This is a genomic window from Enterococcus sp. MMGLQ5-1 (assembly GCF_013155265.1).
GTDB lineage: Bacteria > Bacillota > Bacilli > Lactobacillales > Streptococcaceae > MMGLQ5-1.
Window position 1 is genome coordinate 50,741 of sequence record NZ_JABJXU010000010.1, and the last position, 17,228, is coordinate 67,968.

Consider the following 17,228-nt stretch of genomic DNA (forward strand, 5'->3'; position numbering starts at 1 on the left):
AAGTATAAAATTGTTGAATCCTGCTTGATTAAATCTAGTTGTTTGCAAATATTTGCTGAAAGCATTAAGCTTTTCCTATAGAAACTGTTAATAGTATATTTTAATGATTAATAATAATTTAAAATGGGCGTATCAGAGCTATTAATCATGTTGAAGGAGGAGAAGCTGATGGCAGTAAATTTTAAACACTCAAAGCTTGGTTTAGGTACCAATAAGGTAGGGGGGCATAATCTTTTTGATAATTTGAAGGATCAGGATGGCTATGATTTACTTCGGGCAGGGCTTGATGCGGGTATAAGCATACTCGATACAGCTTTTGTATATGGCTTGGGACGTTCAGAAGAAATAATTGGTGATGTGCTTCAAGATTATCAGCGATCGGACTTAATCATTGCAACTAAGGCGGCACAAGATCCTAAACATGATTTGCAGCTGACGAATCAGCCTGAATTTTTAATTCAATCAGTTAATGCAGCTTTAAAACGTTTAAAAACGGATTATCTAGATATTTTTTATATTCATTTCCCAGATAAGACTACAGATAAAAGATTAGCTGTTGCCGCCTTACAGGAATTAAAAAATGAGGGTAAAATCAGAGCAATTGGCTTGTCAAATTTTTCACTTACCGAGATAAAGGAAGCCAATCGTGATGGTTATGTGGATATTGTAGAGGATTATTATAGTTTAGCGCATCGGGAAGCTGAAAATAATGAGTGGGCCTATTTAAAAGAAAATCAGATTGATTTTGTACCGTATTTTCCACTTGAGTCAGGATTATTAACTGGTCGTTATGGCGCTTTAGATCGCGCTAAATTTAGCCGATTAACTGATGAATCCTTTGATCGAGCCATACAAGGTATTGAGGTCTTAAGAGAGATTGCCAATAATCATCAGGCAACCGTCACACATATTGTGTTAGCTTGGTATATGGCTAATCCTAGCATTTCTCACGTTATTCCAGGTGCTAGGGATGCGGCACAAGCCAAGGATTTAGCAAAGGCTTTGACGATTCAACTGTCTAAAGCTGATTATCAAAAAATTGATCTTGCCTTTAAATAATTAGTTGCCTGCTATTGGTAAATAATGAATGCCTTACAGTTTAACTTGTGAGGCATTTTTTAATTGGTAAAGTAGTTTATTTAATATAAATTTTACTAATTAGGATTAGAGCATATCTTATTAATGATGTGGTAACTTTTGATCTTAGATTTTATGTTAAAATAAATTAAAATAACAAAGGGTGAGATGAATTATGAATTTAGAAGAACAAAGGCAGAAAATACTGAGCGGTGCGATGTATAATGATTTATCAAGAGAATTGATTGAAGCAAGAGCGAAAACAGTTGTCCTTACGAATCAATATAATGAAAGCTTTGGCGCTTCTCCAGCAATTAGAGCCGCAATTTTAAAAAGAGTCCTGCATTCCGTCGGCGAGGGAGCGTATTTTGAGCCTAATTTTCGTTGTGAATTTGGGTTTAATATCTCTTTAGGGAAAAATTTTTATGCAAACTTTGATTGTGTCATGCTGGATGGCGCGACCATTGAAATCGGCGACGATGTGTTATTTGGACCTCGAGTCGGCATTTATACTTCAAACCACGCAATTGATTTTGAGGAGCGAGTTGCTGGTGCCTGCTATGCAAAAGGTGTTAAAATTGGTAATCGTGTTTGGGTTGGGGCTGGCGTTCATATTAATCAAGGTGTGACTATTGGTGAAAATTCAATCATCGGCTCTGGAAGTGTTGTCAATAAGGATATTCCAGCGAACGTTATTGCTGCTGGAGTGCCCTGTAGGGTAATTCGTAAAATTACTGCAGCAGATAAAACAGGTTTTCATGTATAAAGCTATGATTGTTGATTATGCGAGTTTTAGCTGATGATAGAGTCTATTTAATATCAAGGATAATATAAGGTGAAAGGAAGTGGCACTGTGTCACATTTAGAAGAGCATCAAAATAAAAATCTAATCAATCGACTGAATCGGATAGAAGGACAGGTTTCCGGCATTAAAAAGATGCTTAATGAGGAGAAGCCTTATGATGAAGTGTTAATTCAGATTAATTCTGCTCGTTCAGCTTTACAAAGGCTAAGTCAAATACTGTTGGAGGCTCAGGCAGATCATTCATTAATGCATGTTAATGAGGGTAAAAATTTAGAAGCAGAAATGCAACAATTACGCAGAGTCATTACTCAATATAATAAGATGAATTAAAGGCTTATTTTATTATAATGTTATTTTATATTATTTGACATTTAAATTATTATCCGATTACTTTGGATAATTTAGAATATAGACAAAGTATACTTTCAGAGTATGCTTTGTTTTTTTGATTCTACAATAAATTGGATTGATAAATATTTTGACTTGCGCTTTATAGCTCTAATTTGTGTTTGCTTGTCGGAAAGAATACTGTTTTATCATAAATATGAAAAGGCTTTCAAAAAATGGTTGACTTCACTTTTAAAATGTATTATATTCATTACGTAAACGTTTAACTAAATGGTAAATTTTAAGGAGGTGTCTTAAGATGGTGGCCACGATTAAAGATATTGCAAAAGCGACAGGCGTTTCAACGGCTACCGTATCGAGAGTTATCAATCATTTAGGTGGCTATAGTAAAGAAGTCGAATTGAAGGTATTGCAAATTGCTAAGGAGCTAGGTTATCGTAAAAATGAAAATGCAATCAGTTTAGTTAAAAATACAACGAAAACGATTGGGGTTATTATGCCAGACGTGGCGACTTCATTTTACGGTAATATTGTTAATGGAATCGAAGATAAGGCTTATGATAATGGCTATAGTGTTATTTTGACGCATGCTGGAGTCGAAGGTAAGCGATTACAGGAAAGCTTGAATTTAATGGCAGAGCGACGAGTAGATGGCTTGATTATCTTCTCTCTTAATCTTTCCGTTCAGGACATTAGTACGATTGATTCATTGGATATTCCCTTATTGCTACTCTCAACAAAGGCAGAAAATACGAAAATTCCATATATTAAAGTTGATGATTATTCTGCTTCCTATGCAGCGGTACAATATTTAATTAAAAATGGGCATACAAAAATTGGCCTCGCTGGTGTCAACCCGGGGGATCCGATTGCTGGAAAACCACGAATACAGGGCTATTTAACTGCCTTAGAAGACCATCATATTCAAGCAGATCTAAATTTAATCAAGCAGGGTGATTTTAGTTTTGAATCTGGAAAGGCAGCAATGACTGAGCTGATTGAGCAAAATCAAGCAATTACGGCAGTTTTCTGTGTGAGCGATGAAACGGCTTTGGGGGTTTTATCAGTTTGCTATACGAGAGGTTTTAACGTTCCAAATGATATTTCGGTCGTGGGTTATGACAATTCTTCTGTCTCACAAATGTCGATTCCGCCGCTTACAACGATTGCGCAGCCCTTTTATGATATGGGTAGTATTGGTTGTGAAAGTTTGCTGATTGCAATTGCTACTGGAAAGAAGATTGATTCACAAATTATTCCTTTTAAACTAATTGAAAGGAATTCAGTAACTGCAATGCTATAAATGGTTTAATTCATATATTTTATAATAAATTATTCAGATTGTTTTGCTTTTAATAATGAAGTTTGTATAATGCAGTTGCTAGCTGCTATATATACAATCTTCAGTTATTTGTTACTCAAGTAATAATTTGTAAAGCGCTTTAGACTGATTAATCGGGAAGCAATCAGTTTATTTTAGTTCGTTAATTCAGGGATAAATTTTTTTGCAATTAACGTAAACGTTTAACCAAGGAGGATTATTAAATGAAAAAGGTTTGGAAAAAAAGATTAATTGCAATGGCGGCTGTTTTATTGGTTGCTCCTGTTGTACTTGCAGGTTGTAAGGGTGGTAGTAAGACAGAATCGGCACCAAAGGATTCTGATGGTAATATCATTATGAAAATCGGGCAACAAACACAGCCCAATTCAAAATTGCCTGAGGGTGATACTTATGATAATAATGCCTATCGTCGTTTAATCAAAGAAAAACTGGGGATTGATATTCAAAGCTCATTTGAAGCAACAGGAGATGACTATACACGTCAGGTATCTCTAGCGATTGCTTCAGGTGACATCCCAGATATGATGGCTGTTAGTCGTGATGAGCTAGAGGAATTGGTTGACAACGATTTAGTTGCTGATTTAAGTGATGTTTATAAAAAATACGCAAGTGATAATATTAAGTCAATTTATGACTCATTTGATGATATGCAGCTTGATGCCGCAACATTTGATGGCAAGCTGATGGCAATTCCGGGCACCGCCAATGATTTTGGACCAAATATGGTTTGGATTAGACAGGATTGGTTAGACAAGTTGAATATCAAGCTCGATCAGGATGGTAATCATGCAATCAGCTTGGATGAGTTACAAAGCACAGCTAAAGCCTTTAAGGAAAATGACCCAGATAAGACGGGGAAAGCTGTTGGTGCAGCATTCTTACCATATTTAACCTCAGGTGACCACGGTGGCTCAGGATTTACAGCGACAGCAATTGCCAATGCCTTTGGTGCCTTTCCAAAACAATATTTGGAAGACTCTGACGGTAAACTTTACTATGGTTCAAATACTAAAGAGATGAAAGATACACTTTCTTATTTGAAAACTTGGTATGATCAAGGGTTACTTGATCCTCAGTTTGGCACAAGAACCTTTGATGATATTACAGCGATGATGGTTAATGGTGAATTAGGTATTGTCCCTGGACCTTGGCATTTATCTGATTGGTCTTTAGTTCAAGCTAAAACAGCAAATCCAAATGCATTATTTACACCATTCGCCTTAGAAAATCAAAATGGCGACGGTAAGGTTAATGGCATTTCAAAACCAAGCACGGGCTCATTTATTGTTATTCGTAAAGGCTTTGAAAAGCCAGAAGCACTGATCAAGATTATTAACTTGATTTTTGATGAAGTACCTAACTCAAAGGATATGGCAACAGAGTTTCCAGAAATCTATAGCTATGCACAATCTGCTGTTGATGGCTCAGTTAGACCGGTTAATATTGAATTATTTAAAAATCTAAGTGAAATTGATGATGCAGTTCAGGCCTCTCAAGCAGCAGAGGGTAAAACCAATATTGATGATATTACGAATTTTACCGTTAAAAATAATGCCCAAAAAATTAAAGCCTATTTAGATAATCCGACAGGCGCTGATCCGACAGACTGGGCAGTTTATGCTTCTCGCTTACTAGCAGTTAATAATGTAATGAATGGTGTTCGTGAGGCAGGAATTTTCAATGAAATCAAGCCACCAGTGATTTTGGATAAGATTGATGCAACCGAAAGAAATGGTGCTCAAATTGCTAAATTGGAAGAGGAAACCTTTATTAAATTTATTACCGGTGAAGAGTCGTTAGATAAATTCGATCAATATGCTAAAACTTGGAATAAGCAAGGCGGTACCGCCATTATTGATGAGATGCAAAAGGCGCTCGAAAAGCAAGAATAGTAAGTATTTCTAAGACATTTAACAAAAGCTATTAAGGTCTATCAAGCTTGAAGTTAGAAATATGAAGGCGGGAGGCATATCGCCTCCGTCCTTTTTTCTTAGTCAATACTGCTACAAATGGAGGATACGAAATGGAACAAACTGTAAAGGCTAAAAAGAAATCATGGTTTAGTAAAGATCAGCTCTTTTTTATGGGGATGGTTTTACCAGGAATTCTTTTTTTAATCGTTTTTTCATACGGCCCAATGTTCGGTCTGCTTATGGCGTTTCAAAAGTATGTCCCAGCAAAAGGGGTGACAGGCTCAGAATTTGTTGGGCTGGAAAATTTTAAATATCTAATTAATTTACCTGATGTTTGGCAAGTAACCTATAATACTGTATTTATTGCTGTTTTTAAAATTATTTTTAACACGGTTATTCCGATTGCATTTGCTATTTTGTTAAATGAAATTCGGGTTAAATGGATGAAAAAATCCATGCAGACCATTGTCTACTTACCTCACTTTCTATCATGGGTTATTCTGGCCTCAGTCGTTGTCAATCTTTTTAATTTAGATGGTACAGTTAATCAAATTTTAAACAGTATTGGTATTGATAATGTTAATTTTTTAGGTAGTAATAAAGTTTTCCCTCATCTATTAATTTGGTCAGATGTCTGGAAAGAATTTGGGTATAATTCAATCGTCTTTCTAGCGGCTATTACCTCAATTGACCCAGGCTTATATGAAGCAGCTACAATGGATGGCGCGAGCTGGTCTCAGCGTGTTCGGCATGTCACTTTACCAGGAATGATGCCCTTCATTATTTTAATGACCATTTTGGCATTGCCAAACATCCTAAATGCAGGCTTTGACCAAGTTTATAACCTTTATTCACCACCAGTTTATCAAAGTGGTGACATTCTAGACACTTATGTTTACCGAATCGGTTTAATAGGTCGAGACTATAGCTTGGGAACAGCGGTTGGTTTAATTAAATCGATTATTGGGCTAGTGCTAATTGTCGTATCTAATCGGATTGCTGAAAAGAAAACAAATCGGATTATGTTTTAGACAAGTTCAAAGGAGGAAAAGCTATGAAGGAGAAGTTTGGACTTCGCCAATTTATTATTTATACAATTGTTATTCTATTATCGCTATCTTGTCTGATTCCGATGCTAAATGTACTTGCACTTTCTATGAGTAGTGCTCAGTCGGTTGCAGCTAATAAGGTTGGTCTATTGCCAGTTGACTTTACGCTAGCAGCCTATAATAAAATATTAGATGATCAGCAATTCTGGCGTTCGTTTGGTATCTCTGTATTTCGGGTTTTTGCTGCGTTAATCCTAAATTTAGTCTTAATCGTGACAATGGCATATCCGTTAGGAAAATCACAGAGAGTTTTTCGTTCACGCAAAATATTTATGAATTTGATGATTTTTGCGATGCTCTTTTCAGGTGGTATGATTCCGACCTACTTAGTTGTTAGGAATTTAGGCCTTTTAAACTCAATCTGGTCATTAATCTTGCCAGGTGCAGTACCAATCGGTAGCGTTATCCTAGTAATGAATTTTTTCCGTGGTATTCCAAAATCATTAGAAGAGTCGGCATTACTAGATGGTGCGAATCCTTGGGATGTTTTATGGAAAATATACATCCCAATGTCAATGCCATCTTTAGCAACAGTATCGCTGTTTAGTATTGTTGGTAGCTGGAATGATTTTATGGGTGGCTTAATTTATATGACAAGCAAAGAAAACTATCCATTGATGACCTATATTCAATCATTGTCCATTAATATTGCTGAAACAATTCGAAATTCTGCTAATATGTCGTCTGACCAATTAACTAGCCTGCTTGCGGTATCTGATCGTAATCTAAATGCTGCTAAAATTGTGATTGCGATTGTTCCGTTATTAGTCATTTATCCATTCTTGCAAAAGTATTTTGTTCAAGGAATCGTTGTTGGCGCAGTAAAGGAGTAGATTTAAATGCAAGACTTTTTCCGAGTAGATGGTTTATTTTATCGTGTCTTAAATAAGATTTGGGGTTTAATGGTTTTAAACTTACTAATTTTAATTACAAGTCTGCCCCTAATCACCATTGGTGCAGTGCAGACAGCAAGCTTCACAGTGCTTTCTAAAATGATTCGTGAGGGGGAAACGAAAATTATTTCTACCTATTGGCAATCCTTCAAGAAAAATTTTAAACAAAGTACGTTTGCTTGGCTCATTCTCGCCTTGATTATTTATATTCTTGCAATAGACTGGGTTTATTTCATTCAATTTAACCAGCTCGGAAACTGGTTTGCGGCTGGCGCTTTGATTGTAACGATTTTAATTGCTAATATCTGGCAATTTTTATTCTATTATCTATCTCGCTTTGATGATACTTTAAAAATAGCCTTGATTAATATAGTCAAAATTAGTTTTTCACGTCCCTTAATCAGTCTTCTCTCCCTTATTATTATGCTAGGGCCAGTTTTATTAATGTTTTTATCTTCCTATTTATTTGTTTTTAGTTTATTTATTAGCATTTTTATTGGACTTAGCTTTAATCTCTTTTTAAGAACCTACTTAATGTTAGCTATTTTTACAAAATATGAAAATTAGAAATGATTTGAGAGCACTCTTTTTTAATGACTAGAGTGCTTTTATCAATTGCAATAGACTTTGCAATTAAGCTATACTTGATTCATTAATATGTAGGCATAGTAAATATTGTGATGGAACGGTGAGTGGAATTTATGGTCAATCAGGCAAATCAGTCAATTCAAAAAATTAATCAATTTAGAGACGAGCGTAACTGGCGTCAATTTCATAATGAAAAGGATTTGGCACTTTCAATCAGTTTAGAGGCAGCGGAGCTGCTGGAAATTTATCAATGGAAAACAGCGGAGGAAGGTAATCAAGAATTGGAACACATCAAAGAAGAGCTTGCTGATGTTTTAATTTATGCCTATATGCTTGCAGATAATTTACAATTGGATATTGATCAAATTATTTCAGAAAAAATTGTTAAAAATGCGATAAAGTACCCAATTAATACAAGTAAAGATTCGCGCCAAAAATACTCTGATTTATAAAAATATTAATTAATTATCAGAGGATTAAGACTGATTAACCAAAATAAAGCAGTACACAAATTTTGATATAACGTGATAGATTTTAACTATCACGTTATATAGATAATATATTGTCAAAAAAAAGTAACAATCATTATACTAGTCTAATGGTTGTTATTTTTTTGCATTGAAAAGGGGTGAGCGTTTGGATATACAGATGATGGAAGAGGCTTTGCCAGAGTATATTCAGGCAATGGGATTGACACTTAGGCTAGCTTTGCTTGGGATGGCATTGGCTTTAATCATCGGTGTTTTAGCTAGCTTTGTAATATATTTCAGAGTACCAATATTAAAACGTATTGCGGCAGCCTATACTGAGCTTTCAAGAAATACCCCTTTATTAATTCAACTGTTTTTTTTGTATTATGGATTGCCAAGAATCGGTATTTCATTGCATAAGGAAACAGTCGGTGTTATTGGATTGGCGTTTCTTGGCGGTGGTTATATGAGTGAGGCATTTCGTGGTGGATTAGATTCAGTACCTAAAATTCAAATTGAAAGTGGAAAGGCAATCGGCTTATCAACGGTTCAATTAGCACGCTACATTGTGTTCCCACAGGGCTTTATCAATAGTGTACCAGCTGTAGGGGCCAACTGTCTGTTTTTATTAAAGGAAACCTCCATTTTTTCAGCAATTGCGATTATGGATTTAACGAATGTGACGCGTGACTTGATAGGTATGTACTACTTAACTAAAGAATATTTATTGATGCTTGTTTTAAGCTATGCTGTTATTTTAATTCCATTAAGTCTGTTGATTAGTTTTGTGGAGAGGAAGGTGCGACATGGTGCATACGGGAATTGATATTCTACTAGATGGTAACAATTTAATTCGGCTGTTGGCTGGTCTGTGGCTAGCGGCCAAAATTTCGTTAATTTCTTTGATTATCGGTTTGTTCCTTGGTATGATTTTTGGCGTTGCTAGAACGACTAAGTTTAAAGTCTTGCAGTTTTTTTTCAAGCTTTATTTGGAAATTTTTAGAATAATTCCCTTACTTGTTTTGCTATTTGTCTTTTATTATATTTTACCAGAGAGCTTGAATATTCATCTTGATAACATTAAGGTTTCAATCATTGTCTTTGTATTATGGATTTCTGCCGAAACGAGTGATATTGTCCGAAGTGCCTTAATCAGTGTACCTAAAACTCAAATAGACGCAGGACGAGCGCTTGGTTTAAATCGAATGCAGCAGTTTATTTTCATTTACCTTCCACAAGGCTTACCATTGGCTATTCCGGCATTAATTAATTTGACCACGAGGGTGATTAAGACCACTTCTTTATTGTTAATTATTGGTGTGCCAGAAGTGATTAAGGTTGGTCAGCAGATTATTGAAAATTATACAATTCAAATACCGACCGCTTCCTTATGGGTTTATGGCTTTATTTTTATACTATATTTTGCCCTTTGCTATCCATTAACAAAATTATCGAAGCGATTAGAGAAAAGAATGGGAGGTGTGCGCTAAATGACAGTTTTAGAAGTACAGGATATTCATAAAAGCTATGGTGAAAATGAAATTCTAAAGGGAGTTTCCTTATCAATTGAAAAAGGTCAGGTTTTAGTGCTTTTGGGACCCTCTGGTAGCGGAAAAAGTACCTTATTAAGAACTCTAAACGGACTTGAGACCATTGACCAAGGAAATATTATCTTTAATGGTCAATCACTGATACAAAGCGAGAAGGCATGGCAAAAGGTCCGACCAGAGATTGGTATGGTGTTTCAGAGCTATGATTTATTTCCAAATTTAACCGTATTAGAAAATATTTTACTCGGACCGCTTAAGGTACAAAAGAAAAAGCGAGCGTTAATTGAGAGTGAAGCCCTTAATCTGTTAGAGCGTGTTGGTTTGCAATCAAAGGCAGAGGCCTATCCAAGAGAATTGTCCGGTGGACAAAAACAGCGGGTGGCGATTGTGCGCGCCTTAATTATGAAACCACAGCTCTTGCTTTTTGATGAAGTGACCGCTTCTTTGGACCCAGAAATGGTGCGCGAGGTCTTGCTAGTGATTCAAGATTTAGCAGCTGAGGGCATGACGATGTTTATTGTGACGCATGAGATGAATTTTGCTCGACAGGTTGCAGATCAAATTATCTTTATGGATGCGGGTAAAATCTTAGTGACCGCAGATAGTGAGACATTCTTTAATCGGGTTGAAAGTCCGCGAGTGGAACAATTTTTATCGAGCTTAGCATTTTAATTTAATTGGTATCAAATAAGGAGAAAGAAAATGAAAAAATGGCAAAAGATTTTGGGGTTAATGACAATTATTGGATTGACTTTTACTTTAGCGGCTTGTGGCACTTCAAGTAAAAAAAGTAGTGATGATTCAGATAATCCATCTAGCGTTGAAGCAATCAAAAAGCGTGGCAAAATTAGAATTGCAGTATTTGGGGACCTGTCCCCTTATGGCTACTTGGATGCCGAGGGTAAAAACCAAGGGTATGATGTCTATCTTGCTAAGCGAATTGCTAAAGATTTGCTTGGTAGCGAGGACAAGGTTGAGTTTGTCGTTGTCAATGCCGAGGAAAGAGTAGACGCATTGAAATCAAATAAGGTTGATTTAGTATTAGCAAATTTTACTAAAACTGCAGAACGAGAAAAAGTGATTGACTTTGCCAATCCATATATGAAGGTTGCTGTGGGTGTTGTTTCTTTGAAATCAAACCCAATAACGAAAGTGGATCAATTAAAAGGGAAGTCGGTTATCGTAAATAAGGGTACGACCGCAGAGCAATATTTTACAAAAGAGCAGCCTGATGTCACACTTGAAAAATATGAATCAAAGACTCAACAATTTCAAGCGTTGACTGACGGACGTGCGGATGCTTTAGCTGATGATAACAGCTATTTATATGCTTGGGTTAAAGAAAATCCTGATTATGAGGTTGGCATTAAAGAACTTGGTGAGGTGGCAACAATTAATCCGGGCGTTAAAAAAGGTAATAAATCTTTATTAGATTGGACTAATAAGGAATTGGAAAAACTTGGTGAAGAAAAATTCTTTGAAGCAGACTATAATGCCACACTCAAGGATTTCTTTGGCAGTGATATTCAAGCACAGGACATCGTGCTTGAGGGTAAAGAATAATCTAATTGATTGAAATTAAATAAGGATAAAGAGCTAGGCAGTGTTGTGAATCTCTAAAGCTAGATTTTTTAAAAATTGAACTTTAGTTTTTTCACCTCAGCGAGCTCTTTATTTATAAAACCGAATCATTATAAATTATTGATTAACAAGCTAAGATGCGAGCGAGTTTAAGAAAAATATGCTAGTCTAGGACTAGATAAAGGAGGTTTATGATGTCAATTCCAAATTATTATTTATTAGACGGCTATAAGCTACCTCAGGTTGGCTTTGGAACTTATGGTCTAAATGGTACAGCAGGTGTCCGAGTAATTGAAGCAGCTTTAAATACTGGCTATCGTCTGATCGATAGCGCATTTAATTATGAAAACGAAGGAACAGTTGGGCAAGCAATCCGCAATAGTAGCGTACCTCGTTCAGAAATTACAGTCACTTCAAAATTACCGGGACGTCATCATCAATATGCGCAAGCACTAGACACAATCCAAGAATCTGTTTTGCGAACAGGATTGGATTATTTAGATTTATATTTGATTCATTGGCCCAATCCAAAGGAAGATTTGTATGTAGAGGCTTGGCAAGCGCTGATTGACGCAAGGCGCTGGGGCTGGATTCGTTCAATTGGTGTATGTAATTTTCTACCCGAGCATATTAATCGCATTGAGAAGGAAACTGGTGTTTTACCTGTTGTTAATCAAATTGAATTGCATCCGAAATTTAATCAGGCAACACAAAGAGCGTTTGATCAGTCTAAAAAAGTGATTACTGAGGCATGGAGTCCATTGGGGCGAGCGAGTGATATTTTGAAAAATGAGCTTATTGGAGGCATTGCTCAGAAATATCGCAAATCGATTCCACAGATTATTTTGCGCTGGCAAATCCAGTTAGGTGCTTTGCCAATTCCTAAAGCTAGTCATGTTGCACGTCAAGAACAAAATATCACGATTTTTGACTTTAATTTAACGGCTGAGGAAATGGCATTGATTAATCAACTCAATCAAGTGGACGGCAGATTACAGAATCAAGATCCAAGTGTTTATCAAGAATTTTAATAGATGGTGTATTTAATAACAAAAGATTTAACTAAGATAAAAATTGTTATTAATTATTATTTATAACCGCAATTGTTTCGTATAGAGGCATTGTGGTTTTTTGTTGGCTTTAAAAAAGCTTAACAACAAAATTATCACTTATAAATGCTTGAAAACACTTACAAATACATATATAATATAAGTGAATAGGAGGCTATTATGTATCAAGAACAAAGAATTGCAGCGATACTTAAGCTTTTAAATCAGCAAGGTCAATTGTCGATTAAGGAAATTATGCAAAAATTAAACATTTCTCGTGATACTGCTAGACGGGATATTATCGAAACTGTCGAGACAGGACGTGCCGTTAGGACCCATGGAGGTATTATCTCAGCTAAGCAAAGCTTCCCTGTCTTAGATTTTTTTGAGCGTCAAAAGGATTTAAATCCAAATCGTACCTTACTTGCTCAAAGAACAGCGGAGCTGATAAAGCCCAATGCTGTCTACTTTATTGATGTTTCTACAATTTTATTGGAACTGACTAAGCAAATTGCCAGTAAGTGTCGAGTATATACACACGCATTGGACAATGCCACAGTTTTATCAAGTCAGCCAGAGGTAGCCTTGACCTTATTAGGTGGTGATTTCGATCATAAAAATCGTTTCTTTTATAGTCAAGAAAGTATAGAAATAATTGATAACATCAAATTTGATCTAGCCTTAATTGGTGGTGCGAGCTTGGAGGCAGATGGTATTTATTTTAAAGAACCAGAAAATGCTAAGCTAAAGCGGCATGTTGTTAAAAATGCTCATCGGGTTGTCTTAGTAGCTGAAAATAGAAAATTTTTTAAGCAATCTAATTATAAAGGTGCTAGCTATTCGGATATTGATATTTTAATTACAGATCAGCCATTAACTAAGCAACAGAGAAAATTATTTTCTGAGGAGACACAGATTATTGAAGTATTGTCAGATTAATTTAGATTATTTTTAAGGAGGGAAATTATGCAAAAAGTAAGATTAGTAATGAGTGATATCGATGGGACTATCTTAAATAGTCATCATCAGCTAACCTCGGCGGCAAAATCCTGCGTGAATAATTTAATTTCGCAGGGCATTTATTTTATTTTAGCCTCTGCTAGACCGCCTAAAGCAATGATTGGGATTGCCGAAGAATTAGCAATAAAAATGCCGCTAGTTGCTTTCAATGGTGCACTAATTACGGTACCTTTAGCTGAAGGTCGGTTTAAGGAAATTTATAGCTTGCCGCTTGAAAAGCTGGATGCAATCTTGGTATTACAAACCTTAAAGGCTTTTGAAGCGAATATTAGTACTAATGTTTACGCATCGGATCATTGGTTTGTCGAGAGTGTAGATCCTTGGAATCAAATTGAGAGTCAAATCACAGGCATTGAGCCAGAAGTAATCGATTTTAATGTGCTCATCCAATCAGAAGTATCTCTTCATAAGATTCTTTGTATTGGTGAGCCAGAAGAATTAACCAAGCTTGAGCTAGCATTGGAACGCTTGAATATTTTCGGTATCTCGTTTGTACGCTCAAAGGCTAACTATTTAGAAATTATTAATGCACAGGTTTCAAAATTAGGTGCAATGATTGAGTTAAGTCGCTTATTAAAAATTCCACTAAGAGACATTGTAGCGATTGGTGATAACGACAATGATTTGCCAATGATTATCCATGCGGGCCTCGGTATTGCGATGGGAAATGCTTCTGTTGAAGTGCAAAATCAAGCGGATCGAGTAACCTTGAATAATAACGAAGAGGGATTTGCCCATGCGCTTGCGCCTTTGATAGAAATAGAAAATTTTGAATAACTAATAATTCGAATAGTTTATCTTTGACAATGTTGAGTGAAGAAGCTTAATATATTATTAAGTTGTTAATTAATAATAAGTATTCTATATTATTTGGAGGTTATTCAATTGAATTATAAAAAAGGTGTTAATTGGAGTTATTTAATTATCGGTATTTTATTTATCATTACTGCATTGATTTCGTTCTCTAATCCAAGAGGCAATTTAGTTGCAATTGTCGTGTTGTTTAGTATTGCAGCGATATTTAAAGGCATTTTTGAATTATTTGTTCGCAGTCGTATTGATGAATATTCCGGTAAAAGCTCAACTTCACTAATTATTTTAGGGGTATTAGATATTGTTATCGGTATTTTCTTCCTTTTCAACATGAATTTGGGTATTATTGCAATTTCCTATATCTTTGCCTTCTGGTTCCTTGTAGACTCCATTGTCGAGTTATTCACAGCTAAGGCTTGGAAATTAGTCAGCAATGCTGTTTATTGGTTAATTATTGTCATTAGTATTATTGGAATTATTGTTGGTTTAATGCTACTTTTCAATCCATTAGGCTCAGCTTTAACCTTATCATTTATGGTTGGCTTCTATTTTATGTGGTTTGGTATCGAATATTTAATTTCTGCATTTTAAGCTATAATTTCAAAAAAAGGGGTTGGGACAAAAGTCCTAACCCCTTTCGTATTATTTGTAAATTCAAAATTGTTCAAATAGATACGTCATCCGGTCAGACAGAGAGCGTCTGACTCGTCTATTTTTTACAGCTTTAATCAGGTAGACAAAGCAGCTTGTTTTACGTCGTTAAACGTCTTTTGTCATACCTCCGAACCTATTGAAGATGCTCGTTAAAGGTTTGTGACTGCGCCATAGCTGTAATATTAGTTTGCAAAAATGGATGCGGTAAGCTGAGGGACTTAGCATGTAACATCAAGCGTCCTTTAGGCATAGGATGATAAAGCGGATCGCCAACAATTGGGTAGCCCTTTGAGCTTAAATGCACCCTGATTTGATGTGTTCGTCCTGTTTCAAGCTGACATTGAACGAGAGACTGCTTGTTAAAAGCTTGGATTGGCTGGATATGCGTGATGGCAGCTTGACCACTATTCGGACTAATGACTCGCTTTCTTCTATCGTGCCGATCACGTCCAATTTTGTCATCGATTGTAAAGGGTTCTGAAATTTGCCCTTCAACCAATGCGAGATAGGTGCGTTTGATGCTTCTTTGCTCTAATAAACGCCCAAGAATTGGTAGAATAAATTGATTTTTAGCAAATAAAACAGCTCCCGATGTTTCCATATCGAGCCGATGAACAACGAAAGCCATTTGGTTTAGATAAGCGGCAACATGATTTTGTAAAGCAATTTCATTTGGCTGATTACCATGCGTTTTTAAATGCTCAGGCTTGTTAACAATGATTAAATATTGATCCTCGTAAAGCACTTCAACATACTTTGGGTTGCCAAAGGGAATCATGCGCTCGGGATAATCATCTTTTTCAAAGGATAATCCAATGAGGTCGTTCGCCTTGACCATTTCATGCCATTTGATTGGCATTGAATTAACCGTAACCGCTTTTCTAGTTCTTAATAAATGTCGAACCTTTCTAGGTACGAGCCAATCGATTTCGAGTAATGTCTTAATTGTTTTTGTCTGAAATGATTCTGGTAATTTAATAGTTAACTCCATTGTGACTCCTAGTGATATTTTTCTAAAAACTGACTAACTCGATTGATATAGGCCTCAGTAGCAACCTCGACGCTATTTGCATGCTTTGCGCCCTTGACAAGCCATAGTTCCTTAGGTCCCTTGGTTGCTGCATAGTTATTATAGACCATTTCGGTTGGTACAAACTTATCATTATCCCCGTGGATAAATAAGACAGGCAATTTATTTTTGGCTAATGCAGCAGTAGAGCTTGCCTCTTGATACCAAAAGCCTGCGCGCATTTTAGAAATCGCAGAGACCTCGTATAGTAGCGGAAATTTAGGTAAATTATACATTTCCTTGGCCTGATAAGTTAGCTCATTCCAAACAGAGTCATAACCACAGTCCTCGATAATATTTTTGACCTGTGGTGGTAGGCTCTCGCCACTTGTCATCATTACCGTAGCGGCACCCATTGATAACCCAAAAAGTGTAATCTCAGCATCAGGGTTTTTGTTAATGGTTTGCTTGATCCATTTGATATAATCTCTTTTATCAGTGGCACCGTATCCGATTAGCTTGCCCTCAGAGCTGCCATGTCCCCTATTGTCGGGCATTAAGACATTATAGCCAAGCTGATAAAATATCTCACCATAGCAAGCCATGTCTTCTTTAGACCCATTAAAACCGTGGGCAATGATCACTGTTTTATTGGTTTTCGATGTGTTGGGTAACCACCAAGCATTTAGCTCTAGGCCATCGTTTTTTATCGAACGTTTTTCTAAGTTACGCTTTAAAAAGCTTTGGCTCAATGGATAAACCGGATTGTCCTTACTTAATGGCGTATGGTTAATAAATTTTTTTTCAGCCCTGACCTGAGCGACTTGGAAAAAGTACAAGCTTGCTGGAATGGTCATTAAAGTAACAGCAGAGGCGAGTGTAATTGACCACTTGGTTAATTTTTTCATTGATAGCTCCTTATAAAAGATAGGTATTTATAATGATTACTATTTTAACATATCCTAAGCGAATGTTTGCTAATAAATAAATCTATAATATATGCATAA

Annotated in this window: 19 protein-coding genes; 17 read left to right on the forward strand and 2 right to left on the reverse strand. The window is 36.0% G+C overall.

The genetic code is table 11. The features are described 5' to 3' along the window. Positions 1-168: 168 nt before the first annotated feature. The 17 genes from HOY35_RS10430 to HOY35_RS10510 all read left to right on the forward strand — a co-directional run bounded on the left by HOY35_RS10430 (position 169) and on the right by HOY35_RS10510 (position 15,149). A complete protein-coding gene (locus tag HOY35_RS10430; protein ID WP_172213475.1) occupies positions 169-1,059 on the forward strand; it encodes an aldo/keto reductase in 891 nt (296 codons plus the stop codon). A 193-nt stretch (positions 1,060-1,252) separates the two neighbouring features. Then, a complete protein-coding gene (locus tag HOY35_RS10435) occupies positions 1,253-1,843 on the forward strand; it encodes a sugar O-acetyltransferase (RefSeq protein WP_172213473.1) in 591 nt (196 codons plus the stop codon). Between the two features lie 87 nt (positions 1,844-1,930). Then, positions 1,931-2,212, forward strand: coding sequence for a metal-sensitive transcriptional regulator (locus tag HOY35_RS10440; RefSeq protein WP_172213471.1), 282 nt, complete (start codon positions 1,931-1,933; stop codon positions 2,210-2,212). Positions 2,213-2,528: 316 nt separating this feature from the next. Beyond that, positions 2,529-3,533 carry a LacI family DNA-binding transcriptional regulator gene (locus tag HOY35_RS10445; RefSeq protein ID WP_172213469.1) on the forward strand — a complete coding sequence of 335 codons (1,005 nt, stop codon included), beginning with the start codon at positions 2,529-2,531 and terminating at the stop codon, positions 3,531-3,533. A 242-nt stretch (positions 3,534-3,775) separates the two neighbouring features. After that, positions 3,776-5,464, forward strand: a complete 1,689-nt coding sequence (locus HOY35_RS10450; protein ID WP_172213467.1) for an extracellular solute-binding protein — start codon at positions 3,776-3,778, stop codon at positions 5,462-5,464. 131 nt (positions 5,465-5,595) lie between these two features. Continuing rightward, positions 5,596-6,516: a sugar ABC transporter permease gene (locus tag HOY35_RS10455; protein ID WP_172213465.1), complete on the forward strand. Its 921-nt coding sequence runs from the start codon at positions 5,596-5,598 to the stop codon at positions 6,514-6,516. 23 nt (positions 6,517-6,539) lie between these two features. Next, positions 6,540-7,427: a carbohydrate ABC transporter permease gene (locus HOY35_RS10460; RefSeq protein WP_172213463.1), complete on the forward strand. Its 888-nt coding sequence runs from the start codon at positions 6,540-6,542 to the stop codon at positions 7,425-7,427. 6 nt (positions 7,428-7,433) lie between these two features. Next, positions 7,434-8,054 (forward strand): YesL family protein, encoded by a 621-nt coding sequence (locus HOY35_RS10465; protein ID WP_172213461.1) that lies wholly within the window; start codon positions 7,434-7,436, stop codon positions 8,052-8,054. Between the two features lie 134 nt (positions 8,055-8,188). Continuing rightward, positions 8,189-8,527 (forward strand): nucleotide pyrophosphohydrolase, encoded by a 339-nt coding sequence (locus tag HOY35_RS10470; protein ID WP_172213459.1) that lies wholly within the window; start codon positions 8,189-8,191, stop codon positions 8,525-8,527. A 184-nt stretch (positions 8,528-8,711) separates the two neighbouring features. Next, a complete protein-coding gene (locus tag HOY35_RS10475) occupies positions 8,712-9,371 on the forward strand; it encodes an amino acid ABC transporter permease (protein WP_172213457.1) in 660 nt (219 codons plus the stop codon). Next, a complete protein-coding gene (locus tag HOY35_RS10480; protein ID WP_172213455.1) occupies positions 9,352-10,035 on the forward strand; it encodes an amino acid ABC transporter permease in 684 nt (227 codons plus the stop codon). Before HOY35_RS10475 ends, HOY35_RS10480 begins: the two co-directional genes overlap by 20 nt. Next, on the forward strand, positions 10,036-10,767 hold the full coding sequence (locus HOY35_RS10485) for an amino acid ABC transporter ATP-binding protein (RefSeq protein WP_172213453.1): 732 nt from the start codon (positions 10,036-10,038) through the stop codon (positions 10,765-10,767). A 30-nt stretch (positions 10,768-10,797) separates the two neighbouring features. After that, positions 10,798-11,658 carry a cysteine ABC transporter substrate-binding protein gene (locus HOY35_RS10490; RefSeq protein ID WP_172213451.1) on the forward strand — a complete coding sequence of 287 codons (861 nt, stop codon included), beginning with the start codon at positions 10,798-10,800 and terminating at the stop codon, positions 11,656-11,658. Between the two features lie 209 nt (positions 11,659-11,867). After that, positions 11,868-12,707, forward strand: coding sequence for an aldo/keto reductase (locus HOY35_RS10495; RefSeq protein WP_213173274.1), 840 nt, complete (start codon positions 11,868-11,870; stop codon positions 12,705-12,707). A gap of 198 nt (positions 12,708-12,905) precedes the next feature. Further along, positions 12,906-13,664, forward strand: coding sequence for a DeoR/GlpR family DNA-binding transcription regulator (locus HOY35_RS10500; RefSeq protein WP_172213449.1), 759 nt, complete (start codon positions 12,906-12,908; stop codon positions 13,662-13,664). 27 nt (positions 13,665-13,691) lie between these two features. After that, entirely contained in the window at positions 13,692-14,522 is an 831-nt protein-coding gene (locus HOY35_RS10505; RefSeq protein ID WP_172213447.1) for a Cof-type HAD-IIB family hydrolase, read from the forward strand. A gap of 108 nt (positions 14,523-14,630) precedes the next feature. Continuing rightward, a complete protein-coding gene (locus tag HOY35_RS10510) occupies positions 14,631-15,149 on the forward strand; it encodes an HdeD family acid-resistance protein (RefSeq protein WP_172213445.1) in 519 nt (172 codons plus the stop codon). A 196-nt stretch (positions 15,150-15,345) separates the two neighbouring features. On the opposite strand, the gene HOY35_RS10515 is transcribed toward HOY35_RS10510, so the two are convergent. Together HOY35_RS10515 and HOY35_RS10520 are read right to left on the reverse strand one after the other, a co-directional pair. Beyond that, positions 15,346-16,203 (reverse strand): RluA family pseudouridine synthase, encoded by an 858-nt coding sequence (locus tag HOY35_RS10515; protein ID WP_172213443.1) that lies wholly within the window; start codon positions 16,201-16,203, stop codon positions 15,346-15,348. Positions 16,204-16,211: 8 nt separating this feature from the next. Then, on the reverse strand, positions 16,212-17,129 hold the full coding sequence (locus HOY35_RS10520; protein ID WP_172213441.1) for an alpha/beta hydrolase: 918 nt from the start codon (positions 17,127-17,129) through the stop codon (positions 16,212-16,214). Between the last annotated feature and the right edge of the window lie 99 nt (positions 17,130-17,228).